Below are 19,504 nucleotides of genomic sequence, written 5' to 3' on the forward strand. Positions count from 1 at the left end.
TGAGTAGTAACGAGCAAACTTGGTAGTCATTTATTTTATAAAAGGGTATTTTAATCATTTTTTTAATCTTTGAGCGCAACAACTAATCAGCTATTATTTGCTGTCGTTATTATGGGTGGCATAGTTTAATTGATCGATAGAAAATCTAATCCGAAACCTTGTTTGGCGTTTGTTAGCTAAGGTATTCTTTGTGGCATAAGTGAACAGCTATAGTTCGTTAATATATAGCCATTATAATTACTACAATTTGAAGATAAATTTACTTTTTATAAATTATTTAAAGGCAATCTGGAAGTAACCGCAGCAGACGACTCGTGTGACGAAGTGTGGCTGTTTGGATTGCCTCCACCACAATGTATTTATCCCCCAAAGACTTCTTATAATCAGACTTATTTAGTTTAAAAGTCCGTCCGTAGTAAATTGGTCATTCGTTGAAGGGAATTTCTTTAGATACCATCTACAAATCAATAAGAGATAGTTATTTAGATTAGCTGTAACATTTTTTTATGGAACAAAAAAGGGATAACATTTCTGTTATCCCTTTTTCTGTAATTTGGTGCTCGCTACTGGACTCGAACCAGTGACACCTTGCATGTCATGCAAGTACTCTAACCAACTGAGCTAAGCGAGCGTTATTTCTAAGTAAATTGTTGAGTGACTCAACGAAGCGCTATGTTAGCGATCTGTTTTAGCAAGTGCAAGCAGTTTTATCTAAAATATGATGCGATTGCTGATTAATTCAGCACTGGGTGTTGTGCTTGCTTATTTAAGCAACAAATAGCTCAATAAAAGTTACCAGCTATTTTAAATAGTCTAAAGGTAAGGCTTTAGAGTACAGCGTTAAAACGTTCGATTAACTTTCCAAGACGGCGTGTTGATCAAAGCGCTTTTGCACTATTTTTAAGCGCCAAGCCAGTAATACGGCCGCTACTGTTAAGCCAGAAATAAAGCCTATCCAAAAACCATAAGGACCTGATGCTGGTGCTATCCAATCGGTTAAGCCCAGTATTGAACCAAAAGACAAACCGACAACCCAGTAGGAAAAGAAGGTGATATACAAAATAGACGTTGTGTCTTTATAGCCACGAAGTGCACCCGCTGAAATAACTTGTATAGCATCGGAGAACTGAAATAAAGCGGCTAAAAGCATTAAGCTGGCAGCCAGTTCAAGTACTTTGGTATCTGCGGTGTAGATAGTGGCAATTTGTGTGCTGAACAATAAGGTAATGGCTGCGGTTACTACCGCAATAACCAGTCCTAAAATAACTGAATATCGGCAGAGTTCCTTAGCTTTTTCAAAGTTTTTATTACCCACTTCAAAACCCACTTTTATGGTCACTGCCATCGCTAAACTTAATGGCACCATAAAAACCAAACCAGAAAAGTTAATAGCAATTTGGTGGCTGGCAACAACATTAGCGCCAAAGGGCACAAGTATTATGGCTACGGCGGCAAATAAGCTTACTTCAAAAAGTAATGAAAATGCTATGGGTGTGCCTAAAGCTAATATAATTTTAATTTCTGACCATTGTGGCCAATAGAATTTGCTAAACAATGGCGCATGTTTTAGATGTTTTGAAAAATAAGCATAGGCAAGCATGCCAAGGAACATTACCCAGTAAACAATAGCTGTGGCAATACCACAACCAGCACCACCTAGTGCAGGCATACCAAACTCACCATAAATAAAAATATAGTTGGCGGGTATGTTAATCAACAAGCCTAATATGCTAATGATCATGGTTGGGCGAGTAAAAGACAAACCTTCTGAATAATTACGCAAAACCAAATACAGACAATAGCCTGGGCCGCCCCAAACAATGTAACCTAAATAGTCAAACATTAGATGTTTGAGTTTAGGCTCCATCGAAATAGAGTCGATTAACATAGGGGTGGCAATGTAGTAGAGAATAATGATGATTATTGAGAAAAAAACCGCTATCCAAGCGGTTTGATAACTGGCTTTTGCCACTTGGTCAAACTGTTTGGCACCCGATAATTGCGAAACAATACTGGCCAATGCCATCACAAGACCTGATATGGCTAAAATTAAGGGCAACCAGACACTGCTAGCTACGGCTACGGCGGCCATATCAGTGGCACTAACACGACCAGCCATAACAGTATCGGCAAAACCCATTAAATTTTGGATCAATTGAGCGATTAAAATTGGGTAAGCCAATTTCATTAAATTTTTACTATTGGAAAAAAAACGATTAATGTTCATCAAAGCAATTATATCATTAGGTTATTCTTGCTAAGATAGCAAAAAGTAGAATATTTGTTGGATGATATATGTTTACAGGTATAGTGCAATCACAAGCTGATGTAATTGCGATAATGCGTAAAAATAATGCGATAAGATTAAAAATCTCGTTAGATTCTAGGCTAATAGCTAATCTTGAAATTGGTGCGAGTGTGGCGATAAATGGTGTTTGTTTGACGGCTGTTGAGTTTGGCCATCTAAGTGATCATAGTAGCTTTATAAGTTTTGATGTTATTGATGAAACGTTACGGGTGTCTAACCTTGCTGATATTAAATTGGGTACACAAGTTAATGTTGAGCGCTCGTTAAAGATTGGTGATGAAATCGGTGGTCATATGCTCAGTGGCCATGTTCATACTCAAGCTGTTTTGGCTAATCGTATCGATAGTCAGGACAACTGCACGTTAAGTTTTATCTTAGCGCCTGAATACCAAAAATATGTATTTTCCAAAGGTTTTATCAGTATTAATGGCATTAGTTTAACGCTAGGTGCTGAAGTAGGAGAGTTATTTTCGGTCTACCTGATACCTGAAACTTTAGCGCGCACCAATTTACAGAATGCGGTGATTGGCGATAAAGTGAATATTGAACTCGATCAACAAACCATGACGATTGTTGAAACCATTGAACGTATGAAACTAAGCTAACATTAGTTTTGACGCGAGTATTTTTATACCCGAATGTGACTTGCTAGTACTTAACTAAAGTGCAGTTAATCGTTGTCGAGTAAATACCTAACAATGTTGCTTGATTGTTAGGTATTTACTTAAGAGGACAATAGTGATTTTTAATAAAACGACTGTTTAAAAAAACTGTTCATTATCACTACCAACACCTAGTAAAATTTTTTGATGATACTCGTCAATATGTAAATTCAAGTGCATTTCCATGCAACAAGCGGGGCATTCATCATAATAATCTTGGTCACCTGCACTAGCGTCTAAGGCCAAATGTATAGGGTGGCCGCAATGTGGGCATTCAATGCGTTGTTCTTTAATCTTATGGGGCATGATTGCTCCTAGATTTTAAGCTTGAGGAATGGTAGGTTTTAGTATGAATCTTTTTAGCTAAAATGCTAGTTTTTCTAGGCTAAATATCGCCTAAAAAACTTGCCACTGAAGGGCAAAGCATTGTTTGGGTAAAGCCCTTAGTGAGTGGAGGTAAAACGCGTTGTAAAACTGTTGGCAATTTCATGCGCTTAATTAATCAACTTCAGTGATTAGATGATTAATTTTATTAGGTACACCATCCCATTGCTCTGCATCAACAGGTGCAGGAATAATTTCGGTGATCACGGGCCATATTTTTGCCAGTTCAGCGTTTAGTTCAATAAAGTCTTTTTGATCTTCTGGCACATCATTTTCTTGATAAATCGCGCCAACGGGACATTCAACAGGGCACAAGTCGCAATCAATACATGAGTCAGGGTTAATGACTAAAAAATTGGGTCCTTGATGAAAGGCATCAACAGGACAAACTGCGACACAATCAGTGTATTTACATTGAATACAATTATCAGTAACTACAAACGCCATTTTATTCCACTTATTTTATCTTATTGAGCTATCAAATCGACTAGCATTACTACTATGAAAGGTCAGATCATACCTAGCTTATAAACAAATTCAATTATTGTTTTAGCTTTGTATTTGGTATCGCTAGTACTATCAGGTAAAATAGCGCCAATTTTCACCCTAGTCTCGCTTTGGATACACGATATGTTGCGTTTAACTAACGTCAAATTACCACTAAATCATCAACCGGAAGAATTAGAGCAAGTTATTCTTGCAACATTAAAAATCACCGCTGAGCAGCTTACCAGTTTTTCAATCTTTAAACGTGGCTATGATGCACGTAAGAAGAGTAAGATCATTTTGATGTATACCTTAGATGTAGAAACAACACAAAATGAACAGCTTATTGCTGAGCATGTCAATGATCAAAATATTAAAGTTAGCCCTGATACAAGTTATAAGTTTGTTGGTCAAGCACCCGAAGATTTAATCGAGCGTCCAGTGGTTATTGGTATGGGACCTTGTGGTTTATTCGCGGGCTTACTCTTAGCGCAAATGGGCTTTAAACCCATTATTTTAGAGCGCGGTCAAGAAGTACGCCAGCGTACTAAAGACACTTTTGGTTTTTGGCGGAAAAAAATTCTTAATACTGAGTCCAATGTGCAATTTGGTGAAGGTGGTGCTGGTACATTTTCTGACGGCAAACTCTGGAGCCAAGTCAAAGACCCGAAGCATTATAGCCGCAAAGTATTACATGAGTTTGTTGATGCCGGCGCGCCAAGTGAAATTCTATACGTCAGTAAACCACACATTGGTACCTTTAAATTAGTCACTATGGTGGAACAAATGCGGGCAGAAATTCACCGACTTGGCGGCGAAGTTCGTTTTGGACAACGTGTAGATGATATTCATTTTGCTGAAATGCAAGATGACAACGACAATAGGCAGGTTACCGGTTTAACTCTATCGACAGGTGAGGTAATAAACACTAAACACATTGCTTTGGCTATCGGTCATAGCGCACGTGATACTTTTACTATGTTGCATGAAAAAGGTGTCTTTATAAAAGCCAAGCCATTTTCTGTTGGCTTTAGAATTGAGCATGAACAATCAGTCATTGACGATGCTCGTTTTGGCGACAATGCGGGCAACCCCATTTTAGGTGCGGCGGATTACAAGCTTGTTCATCATTGTAAAAATGGCCGTTCAGTTTATAGTTTTTGTATGTGCCCTGGTGGCACAGTAGTTGCCGCCGCGTCAGAAGCAGGGCGTTTAGTCACTAATGGTATGAGCCAATATTCACGCCATGAACGTAATGCTAATAGTGCTATTGTCGTCGGTATTTCACCAGAAGATTATGACGAAAATGGTAGCAAAGACAACGTACTTGCGGGCATTGAGTTTCAGCGTCGGTTAGAAGAAGCGGCCTTTAAACTGGGTGGTGAAAACTATGATGCACCGGTACAGCTAGTGGGTGATTTTCTTGCGGGACGAAAAAGTGGCGAACATGGTGTTGTAGCGCCATCTTATAAGCCTGGTGTTAAATACTGCGATTTAAGTGAAATTTTACCTGACTACGCTGTTGAAGCTATTCGTGAAGCATTACCAGCATTTGAACGCAAAATTAAAGGTTTTTCGATGGCTGAAGCAACATTAACTGCTGTTGAAACCCGCACTTCTTCACCGATTAGTATAACCCGTGATAAAGATAGCTATGAGAGTTTAAATACAAAAGGGTTATATCCGGCGGGTGAAGGTGCAGGCTATGCAGGGGGTATTTTGTCTGCGGGTATTGATGGTATTAAAGTCGCCGAAGCCATGGCGCTTTCGATGCTGAAGCATTATTAATAAAATGTTAAGTGAGTTGTCATTGTTTAACTCATTAAAGTGAATAATGTTCCCTGATGAGTCAGTTAGGTTTAACTAAAGCCTTTAGTTAAGCCTACAGCCTCGGCTTAATATCTCATGTTACAGTTTGGTTGTACGGCGTTCACAAGCGCTTTACGGTTAGTGTATTTCTTGGATATCATCGTTAACTTTTTGTTGCCATTTACTTTGGGGTAATTGGCTTTGAATATTGTATAGTGTGGTCCAAATGCTATTCAGTGTGATGGGTGTAGTTAGCCATAGTGGAATATTACCTTTAGGATTAACCATAAACTGGTAAGTTATTGCTATGCGATCAGCGCTCATAGGTACTATTGTCCAATGAGCGCTAAGTAGGTTCATACGTATCACATCTTGGTTTTTTTCTATGGCGTTACTAGCGTCTTTAACCGCAATCTCAATCGATAGATCCTCGTTTTGCCAATAACGAGAGTGGGTCACTATTTCACGTGCTGAGATTGGCCATAAGCCTTTAAATCGAGTAATAAATACACTTTCTGTACTTGAACTTTTGCTAATGCATTTAACAAACTCTACATTGTCTAGCCAATGTGGAACCTGATTAAAATCTTCAATAAAATAGATAAACCCCGCTAAACTTGAACTAACCTTAGCCTGTGCCTTAATTTCAATCACATCGTCATATTGACTAGCACGATAAAAAACACTTAATTCACTATTTTGCTTCCAGATGTTCCATGACGATAAATCATTTGCTGGAACATTATTGCTTAACAGCAGCAAGAAAGTTAGCAGACAGTAACTTAAGCGCTTTAAATGAGTCATTGAGAAAAGTATAACGCTGAGATTAAAAGCTTGACACAAATACCTATTCCCTATCATAAAATATCGCTGGTATAAACTGTGTTTGTGCAATAAGGTAATTAAGACGACACTAGTTCATCGGTTTAATTATTTTTGATGGATTGGGTTGCCATACACCGGCACCCTTGTGTGCAAGATGATTTGTGCCTTGATGTAATACTTTATTGCCAACAATCGTTGAATTTTCAGGATGACTAATTAAAAATCCTTGGATGTATTTAACCCCTAACGACTTTAATAATTCTAGTTGTATAATATCTTCTATACCTTCAGCAACTAGTTTTAAATCAAGTTGATAGGCCATGTCGATGATTGATTTTAGTATTTTCTTGTATTTAATACTACTAGTGGCTTCATTAACAAACATTTTATCAATTTTTAAAATATCGACAGGTAATGTTGCCAATATTGCTAATGAACTAAAACCTGTACCAAAATCATCAATAGCAATAAAAACACCTTCTTGGCGAAGTTTCTCTAATTCTGTGATAATTTCATCTGATATATCAAGGAAGCAAGACTCGGTAATTTCAAGCATTAATGATGAAGGTGGTAATCCAGTTTTTATCAGTGTATCCATAACCCACTGATAAAGTGAACGATGCTTAAGTTGAATAACAGAAACATTAACAGAAATTTTGGTTTTTTTCATTCCAGCGTTATACCAAGCAAACATTTGACGACAGGCTTCATTTAATATCCAATCACCTAGTGGTAATATTTGATTAGACTCTTCTGCGATTGGAATAAACTCTGTGGGTGAAATAACCCCTTCCACGGGGTGCTGCCATCGAACAAGTGCTTCAAAATAACTGATCACACAACCTTCAACATGAATAATAGGTTGGAAGCTTAAAAAGAAGCTGTGGTTATATAAGGCTTGTCTCATCTCTTCTAATAAATAATGATAGCGCCTTAATTGGCTACCCATTTCAGGAGAGTAAATTCTATAAACCCCACGTCCATCTTTCTTAGCGCGATACATTGCCACATCAGCTAATTGTACTAATGTATTAGGTTTGCTGGCACTTTCAGGATACATAGCAATACCGATGCTAGCACTAATTTTAATCGTTTTATTACCTAAAGTGAATTCACGTTCTAGTTCTGATAAGACAAATTTTGCAATATTAATAGCAAACTCTGAATTTTTTATATCAAAAAGAAAAATAGTAAACTCATCACCACCAAGTCTAGCTAAGTTTTTTTCAATAAAGTTACTTGATTGGCTGAAATTTAGTTTATTACTGCGAACAAGTGAGTTTAGTCGCTCAGCAACTTGAATTAGTACTTCATCACCGAATGAATGGCCAAACGAGTCATTAACTTGTTTGAAGCCATCAAGGTCAATAAATAATAGCCCACTTTTTATTTCTTCACTCTGTGTTAACTGCTTTTCAATGTGCTCCAAGAAAGTGTGGCGATTAGTTAACTTTGTTAATGTGTCACAAAATGCACTTTGCTCAGCATCTATTTTATATTGTTTTGCACATCGTGCTATATCTTCTAACGCATAGTTTAGATTAGCTACTACAGAATATTCTGGTTTGTATGAATGCTTTTCACCGAAGGTGTTTGCTATGCCATCAGTAATAGCAAAAATATCTTCTAATTTACTTTTTTGATAATTCAAAATTAAAAAAACAGCGATAAAACCAATCAAAAGTAGCGCTAAGGAAGGATAGAGTACGGCTAATATAATATTAAATAAAATGAAATTTAATGGTGTTACTAACCAGTTATCATGCTTTTTTGCTATTTTAACAACCAGTTTCTGATCATTATCTCTGGCTAAGTTATCAATGAATAAAATATGGCTTAAATAGCCATCAACATCAGTTAATTGTTGTTGAGGTAATTCATAAGTAATAGCGGGGTGGCCGTGATGAAAAGTAGTTATTTCTCTAGATAAAGTTGAAACAAAAAATATATAAACAATGATGAAAAATAATATAATCAAAAGTGTGGTTGTTTGCCAATATTTAGCGGTAAGTTTATTCATATTTTAATATTCCGTTATCAGAAATCCGCTAATAACAGTCATATTGCCTTTACAATATTTTGACTAATCTTAACATTAAGTTTCATTTTATTTTTATTTTTTTTTACATCTTATTAATGTTTTTATACATATGAGTAACTTTATTGAGTCGGTATCATGTCCACACATGTTTATTTTATCAAGCCGTTACGCATTTTTAACTATAAAATTATCGACGGGTAGCGTGAGACTTTGAAAGAGACAATATCCTAATCAGTATAACTAATTCATACAATATAAGTAACATATTAATAATAAAACTGAGTAACATAAATTTACTTTTTATGCTCAATGATAGCGTCAACACTGTACTTAAAATTTATTTTCGGTTACCCTACGGCGAAATTTTATTGCCAAAATAATTTAATTCAAGTGACACTTCGTATGTGCCACCACTGAACAAAGGAAAATATATGCCTGTTATTACGCTTCCCGATGGTAGTCAACGCACTTTTGAACAAGCTACCTCTGTTATGGCGGTTGCCTTAGATATCGGTCCTGGTTTAGCAAAAGCTACCATTGCTGGTCGCATTAACGGTGAGTTAGTCGATGCTTGTGAATTAATTAAAGAAGATGCAGCGCTACAACTTATCACCAGTAAAGATACTGAAGGTCTTGAGATCATTCGTCACTCGTGTGCTCATTTATTAGGTCATGCTATTAAGCAGCTATATCCGAACGTTAAAATGGCGATTGGTCCAACGATTGATAATGGTTTTTATTATGATATTGACCTTGAAGAGTCAATTACGGAAGACGATTTAGTTAAACTTGAAAAACGCATGACTGAATTAGCCCGTACCGGTTATGAAGTGATTAAAAAAACAGGCTCATGGCAAGACGCTTACGATGCGTTTACCGAGCGTGGTGAAAGTTACAAATTACAAATTCTTGATGAAAATATCGAGAAAACAGATACACCTGCTTTATATCATCATCAAGAATATGTCGATATGTGCCGTGGTCCTCATGTACCAAGCATGCGCCATTGTCATCATTTTAAATTAATGAAAGTAGCTGGCGCTTATTGGCGTGGTAATTCAGACAATAAAATGTTGCAACGTATTTACGGCACGGCATGGGCTGATAAAAAACAACTTAAAGCTTATATTGTTCGTTTAGCAGAAGCTGAAAAACGTGATCACCGTAAAATTGGTAAAACATTAGATTTATTTCATTGGCAAGAAGAAGCGCCAGGCATGGTTTTCTGGCATAACGATGGTTGGACTATTTACACTGAGTTAGAAAAATTTATTCGTGAAAAGTTGCGCGAATACGATTACGACGAAGTTAAAGCACCGATGATGATGGACCGAAGTCTTTGGGAAAAATCAGGTCATTGGGATAAATATGCCGATGGCATGTTTACCACTGAGTCTGAAAAGCGTGAATACGCAATAAAACCGATGAACTGCCCAGGGCACGTACAGATATTCAACCAAGGGTTAAAATCATACCGTGACTTACCTTTGCGTATTGCTGAGTTTGGCTGTTGTCATCGCAATGAACCTTCGGGTTCTTTACATGGTTTGATGCGGGTACGTGGTTTTACTCAAGATGACGCGCATATTTTCTGCATGGAATCGCAAGTGCAAGCCGAAGTCACCAAATGTATTGAAATGGTTTATGACGTATATGGCTCATTTGGTTTTGAAGATATCATCGTTAAATTATCAACTCGACCTGAAAGTCGCATTGGTAGTGATGAAATTTGGGATAAAGCGGAAGCCGGTTTGGCAAAAGCATTAACCGATAGCGACATCGCTTTTGAGTATTTACCCGGTGAAGGGGCTTTTTACGGCCCTAAAATTGAATTTACCTTAATGGATTGTTTGGGACGTGCTTGGCAATGTGGTACTGTGCAACTCGATTTTGCACTGCCAGAGCGTTTAGGCGCAACTTATGTCGGTGAAAACAACGAAAGATACATCCCGGTCATGATTCATCGTGCCATTTTAGGTTCACTTGAACGTTTTATTGGTATTTTGATCGAAGAGTATTCTGGAAAATTTCCAACTTGGTTATCGCCAATTCAAGCAACTCTGATGAATATTACTGATAAACAAGGTCAATATTGTGAAAAAGTTGTAAAAAAACTAAAAGAAAGTGGATTTAGAGCAAAACTAGACTTGAGAAATGAGAAGATAGGCTTTAAAATCCGCGAGCATACTTTAAAGCGTGTTCCGTATTTGTTAGTCGTCGGTGATAAAGAAATGGAAACTGGCGAAATTGCAGTACGAACGCGAAGTGGTGAAGATTTAGGAACAATGTCGGTTGACGACTTTATTGCTAAATTATCTGATGAAGTGAAAACTCGTCGCTAAACACTTTGTAAAATGAACACGTACATTATTATTTTATCCAAGTAAGCTAATACTAGCGCTCACTTGGTAACAACGTTCTTTGGAGGAACATGGCTATTAAAGGTGGACAACGTGGCGGGCAAAAAGAGCCAGCGCATCGTTTAAATGAGTTAATCACAGGTATTCTAGGCAATGAAGTTCGTTTAATTAAATATGACGGCGAACCAGGTGGCATAGTTTCATTCGATGAAGCTATGGACCAAGCGGAGGACGCAGGTGTAGATCTTGTAGAAATCAGCCCAACAGCAAAACCTCCTGTTTGTCGAGTTATGGATTACGGTAAGTTTATCTATGAGAAGGCTAAAGAGCAGAAAGAGCAACGTAAAAACCAGAAACAAATACAGGTTAAGGAAATTAAATTCCGACCTGGTACAGATGAAGGCGATTATCAGGTAAAGCTACGCAACCTGAAACGCTTTTTAGAAGGCGGCGACAAGGTCAAGGTAACATTACGTTTCCGTGGCCGTGAAATGGCCCACCAAGAGCTTGGTCTTGAAATTTTAACTCGTGTTAAAAACGATTTAGAAGAATTGACCGTAGTTGAGTTTTTCCCTCGTAGAGCGGAAGGGCGTCAAATGGTGATGGTTCTAGCCCCTAAAAAATAGATAATACCCGGTTTGCAAGTAGCTCAATGTTTTTTGAAATATTGAGCTCACCGCTATTATCTTTAAGCTGGTAAACAAGGCCTACAAGTAGAGTTCGACATCTTAGCGTAACCGCTAAGCACTGAGTAATTCTCGCCTAGTTTACTTTATATTTGGCATAACAATGCGGAGTTATTAACATGCCTAAAATGAAAACCAATAAAGGTGCTGCAAAGCGCTTTAAACAGACAGCCACAGGCTATAAATTTAAACAAGCCGGTCTTCGTCATATTTTGACTAAACGCCGTACTAAAGTTAAACGTCATCTTCGTGCGAAATGCATGATTTCGGCAGCTGACATTAAGTCAGTTAAAAAACTTTTACGTCACGGTTAATAGGAGAGATAGAAAATGGCAAGAGTAAAACGTGGTGTACAAGCGCGTGCACGTCACAAGAAGGTTCTAAAGCAAGCTAAAGGTTACTACGGTGCTCGTAGTCGCGTTTATCGTGTTGCTTACCAAGCTGTAACTAAAGCTGGCCAATACGCATACCGTGACCGTCGTCAACGTAAGCGTCAATTCCGTCAACTTTGGATTGCTCGTATTAACGCAGCAGCTCGTCAAAATGGTTTATCTTACAGCCGTTTCATTAATGGTCTTAAAAAGGCTTCTATTGAAATCGATCGTAAGATCCTAGCTGACATTGCAGTATACGACAAAGCAGCTTTCACATTCTTAGTTGAAAAAGCGCAAGCTTCTTTAGTATAGTTTGAGATATTAGCTCTGAGAAAAGGACGCCCTAGGCGTCCTTTTCTTTTTTTAATCTTTAAAAAATTGACTGAAAAGTCAAGAAAGTTGAATCGTTAATTAAGCAAATTAAGCGAGTTGAGTACAATATCAAACTGAGCAATAAACTAGCCCAATGGGTATAAGTTTGTTTAATTAAAAGTTCATGTTCAATTATAGGAAGTAAAGGTCTTATTATGAGTCTTGCTGATCAAATTTTAGCGGTAAATAATGATTTACCTATTCGTACTGATGTTGCCGTTCATAGCGGTAAAGTTCGTTCTGTTTATTGGTTAACTGAAATCGATAGTCGTCGCTTAATTCAAGAAAAAAATTATGATGTTGCCCAAGATACCCCATTAGCGATTATGGTGATCAGTGATCGCATCTCAGCGTTTGATTGTATTTGGCGCGGCGAAGGTGGTATGAAAGGTGTTCCTGGTAAAGGCGCAGCATTAAATGCCATTTCTAATCATTGGTTTAAGTTATTTAAAGAGCAAGGGTTAGCTGATAGCCACATTCTTGACATACCGCACCCGTTTGTTTGGATTGTGCAAAAAGCTAAGCCTGTGATGATTGAAGCCATATGTCGACAATATATTACCGGTTCAATGTGGCGATCGTATGCTAAAGGCGAACGCGAATTCTGTGGTATAAAGCTAACCGATGGCCTTGAAAAAGACAGTAAATTGCCAGTATTGCTACAAACACCATCAACTAAAGGTGTTTTACAAGGTATACCTGATGTGCCTGCAGTAGATGATGTCAATATAACTCGACAAAATATTGAAGATAATTTCGCTGACTTTAATTTTAAATCAGTAGGCGATATCGCTCTGTATGAAAAGTTATTAACTGAAGGTTTTGATGTTATTTCAGCTGAGTTAGCGAAACTTGATCAAATTTTTGTCGATACTAAGTTCGAGTTTGGCTATGTTAAAGACCGTAACGGCGACGACAAGCTTATTTATATGGATGAAGTAGGCACACCTGATTCATCACGTATTTGGGACGGCGAGCAGTATCGCGCAGGTGAAATTGTGGAAAACTCTAAAGAGGGCTTTCGTCAATTATTACTTAAGCACTTCCCAGACCCTGATATTCTTCTGAATAAAGACCGCATGACTGAACGTGAAGCACTTGCCCGTGACAATGAGTTACCTGCAGAGGTATTAATGGCAGTTTCAGCAACCTATATTGCGATCGCTGAAAAAATAACCAATAAAAAGATAGTGTTATCGACTAATCCTAAACAAGAAATTATTGATATTTTACGTAATGAATATCAACTAATTGATTAACGTTTAGTTTTAGCTTTACATAGCCTCGCAATAGCCTCGCAATAGCGGGGCTTTTTTATGCTCAGGACGAGCGGTATGCTGCGATTACATGACTGTTGCTAGCCATCTTGGTAATTGCTCAGGCATCAGACTCATGACTTAACTTCTTTTAAGAGCATAGCTTCATAGCATCAGCACATTGATGTGCAAAATAGCGATAATGAGTATTGATATTTTTCGCCTTTGCTAATGTGAAGATTGAACCATTCACCTTTAAATAATATTTAATCCACTAGATATATTTAATTGTTCGTTTTTGATGCAAAAAGAAAAGCTTGCACCAAAATCGACCCTTTACCTTTCTTTCTTGCACTTTTCTGGTGCGGATCAATTGTCTTTATCTTACTTTAACATCCTAATTACTTGTATTTAAAGTGCTTTTTATTTTGGGTACAAATGGTGCTTAGTATTACTCAAATAATAAGATTCAAACTTAAATTGACCGTGAATGCACTAAAGGTGAGCGAATGAAATTAGTAACAGCAATTATTAAACCCTTCAAAATGGATGATGTCCGTGAAGCATTAAGTGAAATTGGTATCGAGGGTATGACAGTTATAGAAGTGAAGGGCTTTGGCCGTCAAAAAGGTCATACCGAACTTTACCGTGGCGCAGAATATTCAGTCGACTTTCTCCCTAAAATAAAATTTGAAATAGCGATCAAGGATGATTTTGCTGAACGGGTTGTTGACACTATTGTTAGCGCTGCTCAGACTGGAAAAATAGGAGATGGCAAAATATTTGTCACCAATATTGAGCACATTACCCGTATTCGTACCGGTGAAGTAGATGATGACGCTATTTAATCAAGCTTTATCGAGCAATAAAAATAAAATTGGCTGCTCAGTATAAAGCCTAAAAAAATTTAAATAGTGGATGTAAAAATGAATAAAATAATTATCACACTTTTCGCTTTAACTTTTTCTCTACCAAGTTTTGCTCAAGAAGCAAGCCTTAATGGTGCCAATACCGCGTGGATATTAACAGCCACAGCACTGGTATTATTGATGACCTTACCGGGGCTAGCTTTATTTTATGGCGGCTTGGTGCGTCGAAAAAATATTCTATCAATTTTGATGCAATGTTTTGCTATTGCGGGTGTTTCATCCATTTTATGGTTTATTGTCGGCTACAGTTTAGCCTTTGGCGAAGGTAATGCATGGATTGGCGACTTTAGTAAAGTGCTTATGGTTGGCATGACCAAAGAAACCCTTGCAGGGGATATTCCTGAAAGCCTATTTATGCTGTTTCAAATGACTTTTGCGGTGATCACACCGGCGCTAATTATTGGTGCTTACGCTGAAAGAATGAAGTTTTCTGCGGTATTGCTGTTTTCAGGCTTATGGTTGTTAGTGGTTTATGCACCAATTACTCATTGGGTATGGGGTGGGGGCTGGCTAGCACAAATGGGCGTTTACGATTTTGCTGGTGGTATTGTTGTTCATATTACTGCTGGTGTTGCCGCACTTGTGGCAGCGTTAGTGTTAGGGCCTCGTCACGGTTTCCCAAAAACGCCAATGTTGCCTCATAACCTAACAATGACAGTGACAGGCGCTGGTATGTTGTGGGTTGGTTGGTTTGGTTTTAATGGTGGAAGTGCTCTAGCGGCGAATGGTGATGCAGCAATGGCCATGTTAGTCACTCATTTGTCTGCTTCAGCTGGCGCGCTTACTTGGGCGGCTATCGAGTGGAAAAAGTTTGGTAAAGCCAGTGTGCTTGGCGCCGTAACCGGTATGGTTGCAGGCTTAGGTACGATTACACCCGCATCAGGTTTTGTTGGGCCAGGAGGTGCTTTAATTATTGGTGTTTCAGCGGGTGTTGTTTGCTTTTATTGTACGGTTTACATTAAACAAAAATTGAAAATTGATGACTCATTAGATGTGTTTCCTGTACATGGTATTGGCGGTATTTTAGGTACATTACTTGCGGGTATTTTTGCCTCAACTGAGCTAGGAGCCTTTAGTGGTTTTGGTTACGCTGAAGGTATTAGTACCATGATAGGACAGGTAACCGTGCAGCTGATTGGTATTGGTGCGACTATTATTTATACCGCGATTGTCTCTTACCTATTATTTAAACTAGTGGCGTTAATGACCAAGGGATTACGTGTGTCGAAAGAGCAAGAAATCACCGGGTTAGATATAACTGAACATGACGAGGTGGGTTATAACCTTTAAGCACTAACTATTTAATCTGTCATAGGAAAAGGCTGTAACAAGCCTTTTCCTAATATCCCCACCTAGTTTATCTTTAATTCCAAACGCCATTATGGTTAAAATCAGTTACTTTTATAAAAGTAAAAGTTAAATAGCACTTTTTTCTTGAAAAACGTAGATTTACCCTACTTTATCGACGATTTTTTGTGTAAAATTAGCCATCATTTTATTAATCGAAAAAGTCTAGCTAAAGGCCAATATTAGGCCGATGTTAATGCCCGATATTTTTATACTAAAAAAACTATCGGCGCTTTAAACACGCTTTAGAGGAACTCATGAATTTAGACGATATTATATTGCAGGCAGAACAAGCCATTGCTGCGGCGACTGATCCTGCAGAACTTGACCAAGTTCGCGTTAACTTCTTAGGAAAGAAAGGTTTGTTCACTGAACAAATGAAAGGCCTAAGTAAGTTGTCAAAAGAAGAGAAGCCCAAAGCGGGTCAAGTGATTAACATCGCTAAACAGCAAGTGCAAAAGTTGTTAACTGAACGTGGTGAATTACTACGAGCACAAGTTATTAAGCAACAACTTGCTGCGGAATCTATTGACGTAACCTTGCCAGGTCGTGGTGATGAGTTAGGCGGTTTACACCCAGTGACTCGCACTATAGAGCGTATTGAGAGCTTTTTTGGTGATTTAGGCTTTTCAGTAAAGCAAGGACCTGAGGTTGAAGACGACTTTCATAACTTTGATGCTTTAAATATTCCAGAGCATCATCCTGCTCGCCAAGATCACGATACTTTCTATTTTAATCCTAAGTTAGTGCTACGTACTCAGACCTCTGGCGTGCAAATTCGTACCATGGAAAAAGAACAACCGCCATTGCGAATTATCTCACCCGGTAAAGTTTATCGTAATGATTATGACCAAACCCATACACCTATGTTTCATCAAGTAGAAGGGCTGATGGTTGATAAAGATGTCAGTTTTACGCATTTGAAAGGTGTTTTACATGACTTTTTACATCACTTTTTTGAAGAAGAAGTAGAAATTCGCTTCCGCCCATCATATTTTCCTTTTACTGAGCCTTCTGCAGAAGTAGATATCATGGGTAAAAATGGCAAATGGCTAGAAGTATTAGGCTGTGGCATGGTGCATCCAAATGTACTGCGCAGTGTTGGCATTGATCCTGAAATTTATACCGGCTTTGCCTTTGGTATGGGGGTGGAACGTTTAACCATGTTACGTTACGGCGTAAATGACTTACGTTCATTCTTTGAAAATGATCTTCGCTTCTTAAAACAGTTCAAGTAGGAAAGCCATATAATGAAATTTAGTGAATCTTGGTTACGTGAGTGGGTAAACCCTGCTATATCTTCAGATGAATTAGCACATCAAATTACCATGGCTGGCCTTGAAGTGGACGCCGTAGAACCTGTTGCAGGTGAGTTTAGTGGCGTGTTGATTGGTGAAGTGGTTGAATGTGGCCCGCATCCTGATGCTGATAAACTACAAGTAACAAAAATCAATTTAGGACCTGATTACAATAATGGCGAGCTCGCTGATGTTGTTTGTGGTGCCAAAAACTGTCGTTTAGGCTTAAAAGTTGCGGTTGCCACCGTGGGTGCTGTTTTACCGGGCAACTTTAAAATTAAAAAAGCAAAACTGCGTGGCGTAGCATCAAACGGTATGCTGTGTAGTGAGTCAGAAATAGGTTTATCTGAAAGTGCTGACGGCATCATGGAGCTAGCAAGTGACGCACCGATCGGTATGTGCGTGCGCGAATACCTTGATCTTAACGATGTAACCATAGATGTTGACTTAACCGCAAACCGTGGTGATTGTCTTGGCTTAAAAGGGCTAGCACGCGAAGTAGGCGTATTAAATAGCTTAAGCGTTACTGAGCCAAACATTACAGCCGTTAAGCCAACTATTGACGATACCCTTGCCATTACTTTATCAGCTGAAAAAGCTTGCCCGCGCTATTTAGGGCGAGTAATTAAAAATATTAACATTAAGGCTCAAACGCCTTTATGGATAGTAGAAAAACTTCGTCGTTGTGGCACACGTTCAATTGACCCTGTGGTTGACGTAACTAACTATGTCTTATTAGAGCAAGGCCATCCGATGCATGCTTTTGACTTATCAGCAATCGAGGGTGGTATAAACGTACGTTACGCCAATGAAGGCGAGAAGTTGACCCTGTTAGATGGTAATGAAGTCAGCCTATCACCACAAACACTCGTCATTGCAGACCAAGAAAAAGCACTCGCTATGGCGGGTATTTTTGGTGGTTTAGCTTCAGGTGTTACGAGTGACTCAATAGATATTTTTCTAGAAAGTGCCTTCTTTGCACCTTTAGCTATTTTAGGCAAAGCCCGTCAATACGGTTTACATACTGACGCGTCACATCGTTATGAACGTGGTATTGACCCTGAACTACAACGCGATGCTATGGAACGTGCTACCAAGCTTTTACTTGACATTGTCGGTGGTGAAGCAGGTCCAATCGTTGAAACGGCATCAAAAGAACATATTCCTGCCGAACGAACAGTGATACTTCGTCGGACAAAACTTGATAGTCGTATTGGTCATCACATTGATGATACCAAGGTTAGCGAAATATTAACGCGCCTAGGCTTTACTGTCGCAGAAAAGGGGACAGGTCAAGATAAAGTTTGGACGGTTGTTGTACCGGCATATCGTTTTGATATCAGCATTGAAGTTGACTTAATTGAAGAAGTAGCCCGCATTTTTGGTTACAACAATATTCCAAATGTTTCGCCAAAAGCAACCTTAGCAATGCGCGAGCAAAAAGAAGCCAAGTTACCTTTAAGCAAATTACGTCATGTTTTAGTTAACCGTGGTTATCAAGAAGCGATTACTTATAGTTTTGTTGATCCAAAAGTACAAGCGCAGCTTCATCCTAGTCAGGCGACCATGACTTTACCACATCCTATTTCATCTGAAATGTCAGAAATGCGGGTGAGTTTATGGACAGGATTATTGCAATCAGTTGTCTATAATCAAAATCGTCAACAAAACCGAGTGCGTTTATTTGAAACAGGTTTACGTTTTATTCCGGATGAAAGTGTTGAGAATGGTGTGCGCCAAGAGAATATGATCGCCGGTGTACTAAGTGGTCAACGCAGCGAAGAACATTGGGATATTGAAAAAGCAGCAACAGATTTTTATGATATTAAATCTGACGTTGAAGCGTTACTTGGCTTAACCAGCGATGAAAGTGCATTTGTATTTTCAAAGTCTGAAGTAGACGCTTTACATCCAGGACAAACTGCTGCTATTCACAAAAATGGTGTGCTGGTTGGGCATGTTGGAGCCTTACATCCTGAATTAGAACGGAAATTAGGCCTTAACGGTCGGACATTAGTTTTTGAACTTTTATTGTCTGAAATTTGCACACAGAATATACCGCAATCACGCGACATATCTCGCTTTCCGGCCAATAGACGTGATATTTCTGTAGTGATTGAAGAACAAGTTAGTGCAAATAAGGTACTACAACTTATTGAAAAGGTTGGCGGAAATTATTTAGTTGATCTAAACTTGTTCGATGTATACCGAGGTAATGGTATTGACTCTGGTTTTAAGAGCTTAGCAATAGCAATGATATTGCAAGACAATAATAAAACCTTAGAAGAAAAGGATATCACTGACGTGGTTAACCTTGTGGTTGACACCTTGAAAACTGAACTAAATGCATCTCTGAGGGATTGAATC

At 38.5% G+C, this 19,504-nt stretch carries 16 protein-coding genes and 1 tRNA gene; 11 read left to right on the forward strand and 6 right to left on the reverse strand.

The annotated features are described in order from the left end of the window. Window positions 1-554: 554 nt before the first annotated feature. Together H4J46_RS01765 and H4J46_RS01770 are read right to left on the reverse strand one after the other, a co-directional pair. A tRNA-Val gene (locus tag H4J46_RS01765) sits at window positions 555-631 on the reverse strand. Window positions 632-853: 222 nt separating this feature from the next. Continuing rightward, the gene (locus H4J46_RS01770; RefSeq protein WP_182231862.1) at window positions 854-2,227 is read right to left on the reverse strand and encodes an MATE family efflux transporter; all 1,374 of its coding nucleotides are present in this window, start codon (window positions 2,225-2,227) and stop codon (window positions 854-856) included. A 68-nt stretch (window positions 2,228-2,295) separates the two neighbouring features. On the opposite strand from H4J46_RS01770, the gene H4J46_RS01775 reads away from it, so the two are divergent. After that, window positions 2,296-2,913 (forward strand): riboflavin synthase subunit alpha, encoded by a 618-nt coding sequence (locus tag H4J46_RS01775; RefSeq protein WP_182231863.1) that lies wholly within the window; start codon window positions 2,296-2,298, stop codon window positions 2,911-2,913. A gap of 156 nt (window positions 2,914-3,069) precedes the next feature. Here H4J46_RS01775 and H4J46_RS01780 read toward each other — a convergent pair whose 3' ends face one another. Both H4J46_RS01780 and fdxA read right to left on the reverse strand, forming a co-directional pair. Beyond that, window positions 3,070-3,276 (reverse strand): CPXCG motif-containing cysteine-rich protein, encoded by a 207-nt coding sequence (locus tag H4J46_RS01780; protein WP_182231864.1) that lies wholly within the window; start codon window positions 3,274-3,276, stop codon window positions 3,070-3,072. Window positions 3,277-3,468: 192 nt separating this feature from the next. Next, window positions 3,469-3,801: a ferredoxin FdxA gene (gene fdxA, locus H4J46_RS01785; RefSeq protein ID WP_182198247.1), complete on the reverse strand. Its 333-nt coding sequence runs from the start codon at window positions 3,799-3,801 to the stop codon at window positions 3,469-3,471. A 183-nt stretch (window positions 3,802-3,984) separates the two neighbouring features. Here fdxA and H4J46_RS01790 point away from each other — a divergent pair, with 183 nt between their 5' ends. Further along, window positions 3,985-5,628 carry an NAD(P)/FAD-dependent oxidoreductase gene (locus tag H4J46_RS01790; RefSeq protein WP_182231865.1) on the forward strand — a complete coding sequence of 548 codons (1,644 nt, stop codon included), beginning with the start codon at window positions 3,985-3,987 and terminating at the stop codon, window positions 5,626-5,628. 159 nt (window positions 5,629-5,787) lie between these two features. Here H4J46_RS01790 and H4J46_RS01795 read toward each other — a convergent pair whose 3' ends face one another. Together H4J46_RS01795 and H4J46_RS01800 are read right to left on the reverse strand one after the other, a co-directional pair. Continuing rightward, entirely contained in the window at window positions 5,788-6,453 is a 666-nt protein-coding gene (locus tag H4J46_RS01795; RefSeq protein ID WP_182231866.1) for a hypothetical protein, read from the reverse strand. 109 nt (window positions 6,454-6,562) lie between these two features. After that, on the reverse strand, window positions 6,563-8,494 hold the full coding sequence (locus tag H4J46_RS01800; protein ID WP_182231867.1) for a bifunctional diguanylate cyclase/phosphodiesterase: 1,932 nt from the start codon (window positions 8,492-8,494) through the stop codon (window positions 6,563-6,565). Window positions 8,495-8,946: 452 nt separating this feature from the next. On the opposite strand from H4J46_RS01800, the gene thrS reads away from it, so the two are divergent. The 9 genes from thrS to pheT all read left to right on the forward strand — a co-directional run bounded on the left by thrS (window position 8,947) and on the right by pheT (window position 19,501). Further along, on the forward strand, window positions 8,947-10,857 hold the full coding sequence (gene thrS / locus H4J46_RS01805) for a threonine--tRNA ligase (protein WP_182231868.1): 1,911 nt from the start codon (window positions 8,947-8,949) through the stop codon (window positions 10,855-10,857). A gap of 89 nt (window positions 10,858-10,946) precedes the next feature. Further along, the gene (infC, locus tag H4J46_RS01810) at window positions 10,947-11,501 is read left to right on the forward strand and encodes a translation initiation factor IF-3 (protein WP_182185186.1); all 555 of its coding nucleotides are present in this window, start codon (window positions 10,947-10,949) and stop codon (window positions 11,499-11,501) included. A gap of 179 nt (window positions 11,502-11,680) precedes the next feature. Continuing rightward, a complete protein-coding gene (rpmI, locus tag H4J46_RS01815; RefSeq protein ID WP_146878580.1) occupies window positions 11,681-11,875 on the forward strand; it encodes a 50S ribosomal protein L35 in 195 nt (64 codons plus the stop codon). 15 nt (window positions 11,876-11,890) lie between these two features. Beyond that, window positions 11,891-12,247 carry a 50S ribosomal protein L20 gene (gene rplT / locus H4J46_RS01820; RefSeq protein ID WP_146878581.1) on the forward strand — a complete coding sequence of 119 codons (357 nt, stop codon included), beginning with the start codon at window positions 11,891-11,893 and terminating at the stop codon, window positions 12,245-12,247. Between the two features lie 215 nt (window positions 12,248-12,462). After that, window positions 12,463-13,566, forward strand: a complete 1,104-nt coding sequence (locus H4J46_RS01825) for a phosphoribosylaminoimidazolesuccinocarboxamide synthase (protein WP_182231869.1) — start codon at window positions 12,463-12,465, stop codon at window positions 13,564-13,566. A gap of 506 nt (window positions 13,567-14,072) precedes the next feature. Then, window positions 14,073-14,411 carry a P-II family nitrogen regulator gene (locus H4J46_RS01830; RefSeq protein WP_182231870.1) on the forward strand — a complete coding sequence of 113 codons (339 nt, stop codon included), beginning with the start codon at window positions 14,073-14,075 and terminating at the stop codon, window positions 14,409-14,411. Window positions 14,412-14,489: 78 nt separating this feature from the next. Beyond that, window positions 14,490-15,782, forward strand: a complete 1,293-nt coding sequence (locus tag H4J46_RS01835; protein ID WP_182231871.1) for an ammonium transporter — start codon at window positions 14,490-14,492, stop codon at window positions 15,780-15,782. Window positions 15,783-16,096: 314 nt separating this feature from the next. After that, window positions 16,097-17,077 carry a phenylalanine--tRNA ligase subunit alpha gene (gene pheS / locus H4J46_RS01840; protein ID WP_182231872.1) on the forward strand — a complete coding sequence of 327 codons (981 nt, stop codon included), beginning with the start codon at window positions 16,097-16,099 and terminating at the stop codon, window positions 17,075-17,077. Between the two features lie 12 nt (window positions 17,078-17,089). Next, complete coding sequence (gene pheT / locus H4J46_RS01845) at window positions 17,090-19,501, forward strand: phenylalanine--tRNA ligase subunit beta (RefSeq protein WP_182231873.1); 2,412 nt, start codon at window positions 17,090-17,092, stop codon at window positions 19,499-19,501. Window positions 19,502-19,504: the final 3 nt, after the last annotated feature.

Source organism: Colwellia sp. MB02u-6 (genome assembly GCF_014077095.1).
Classification (GTDB): Bacteria; Pseudomonadota; Gammaproteobacteria; order Enterobacterales; family Alteromonadaceae; genus Cognaticolwellia.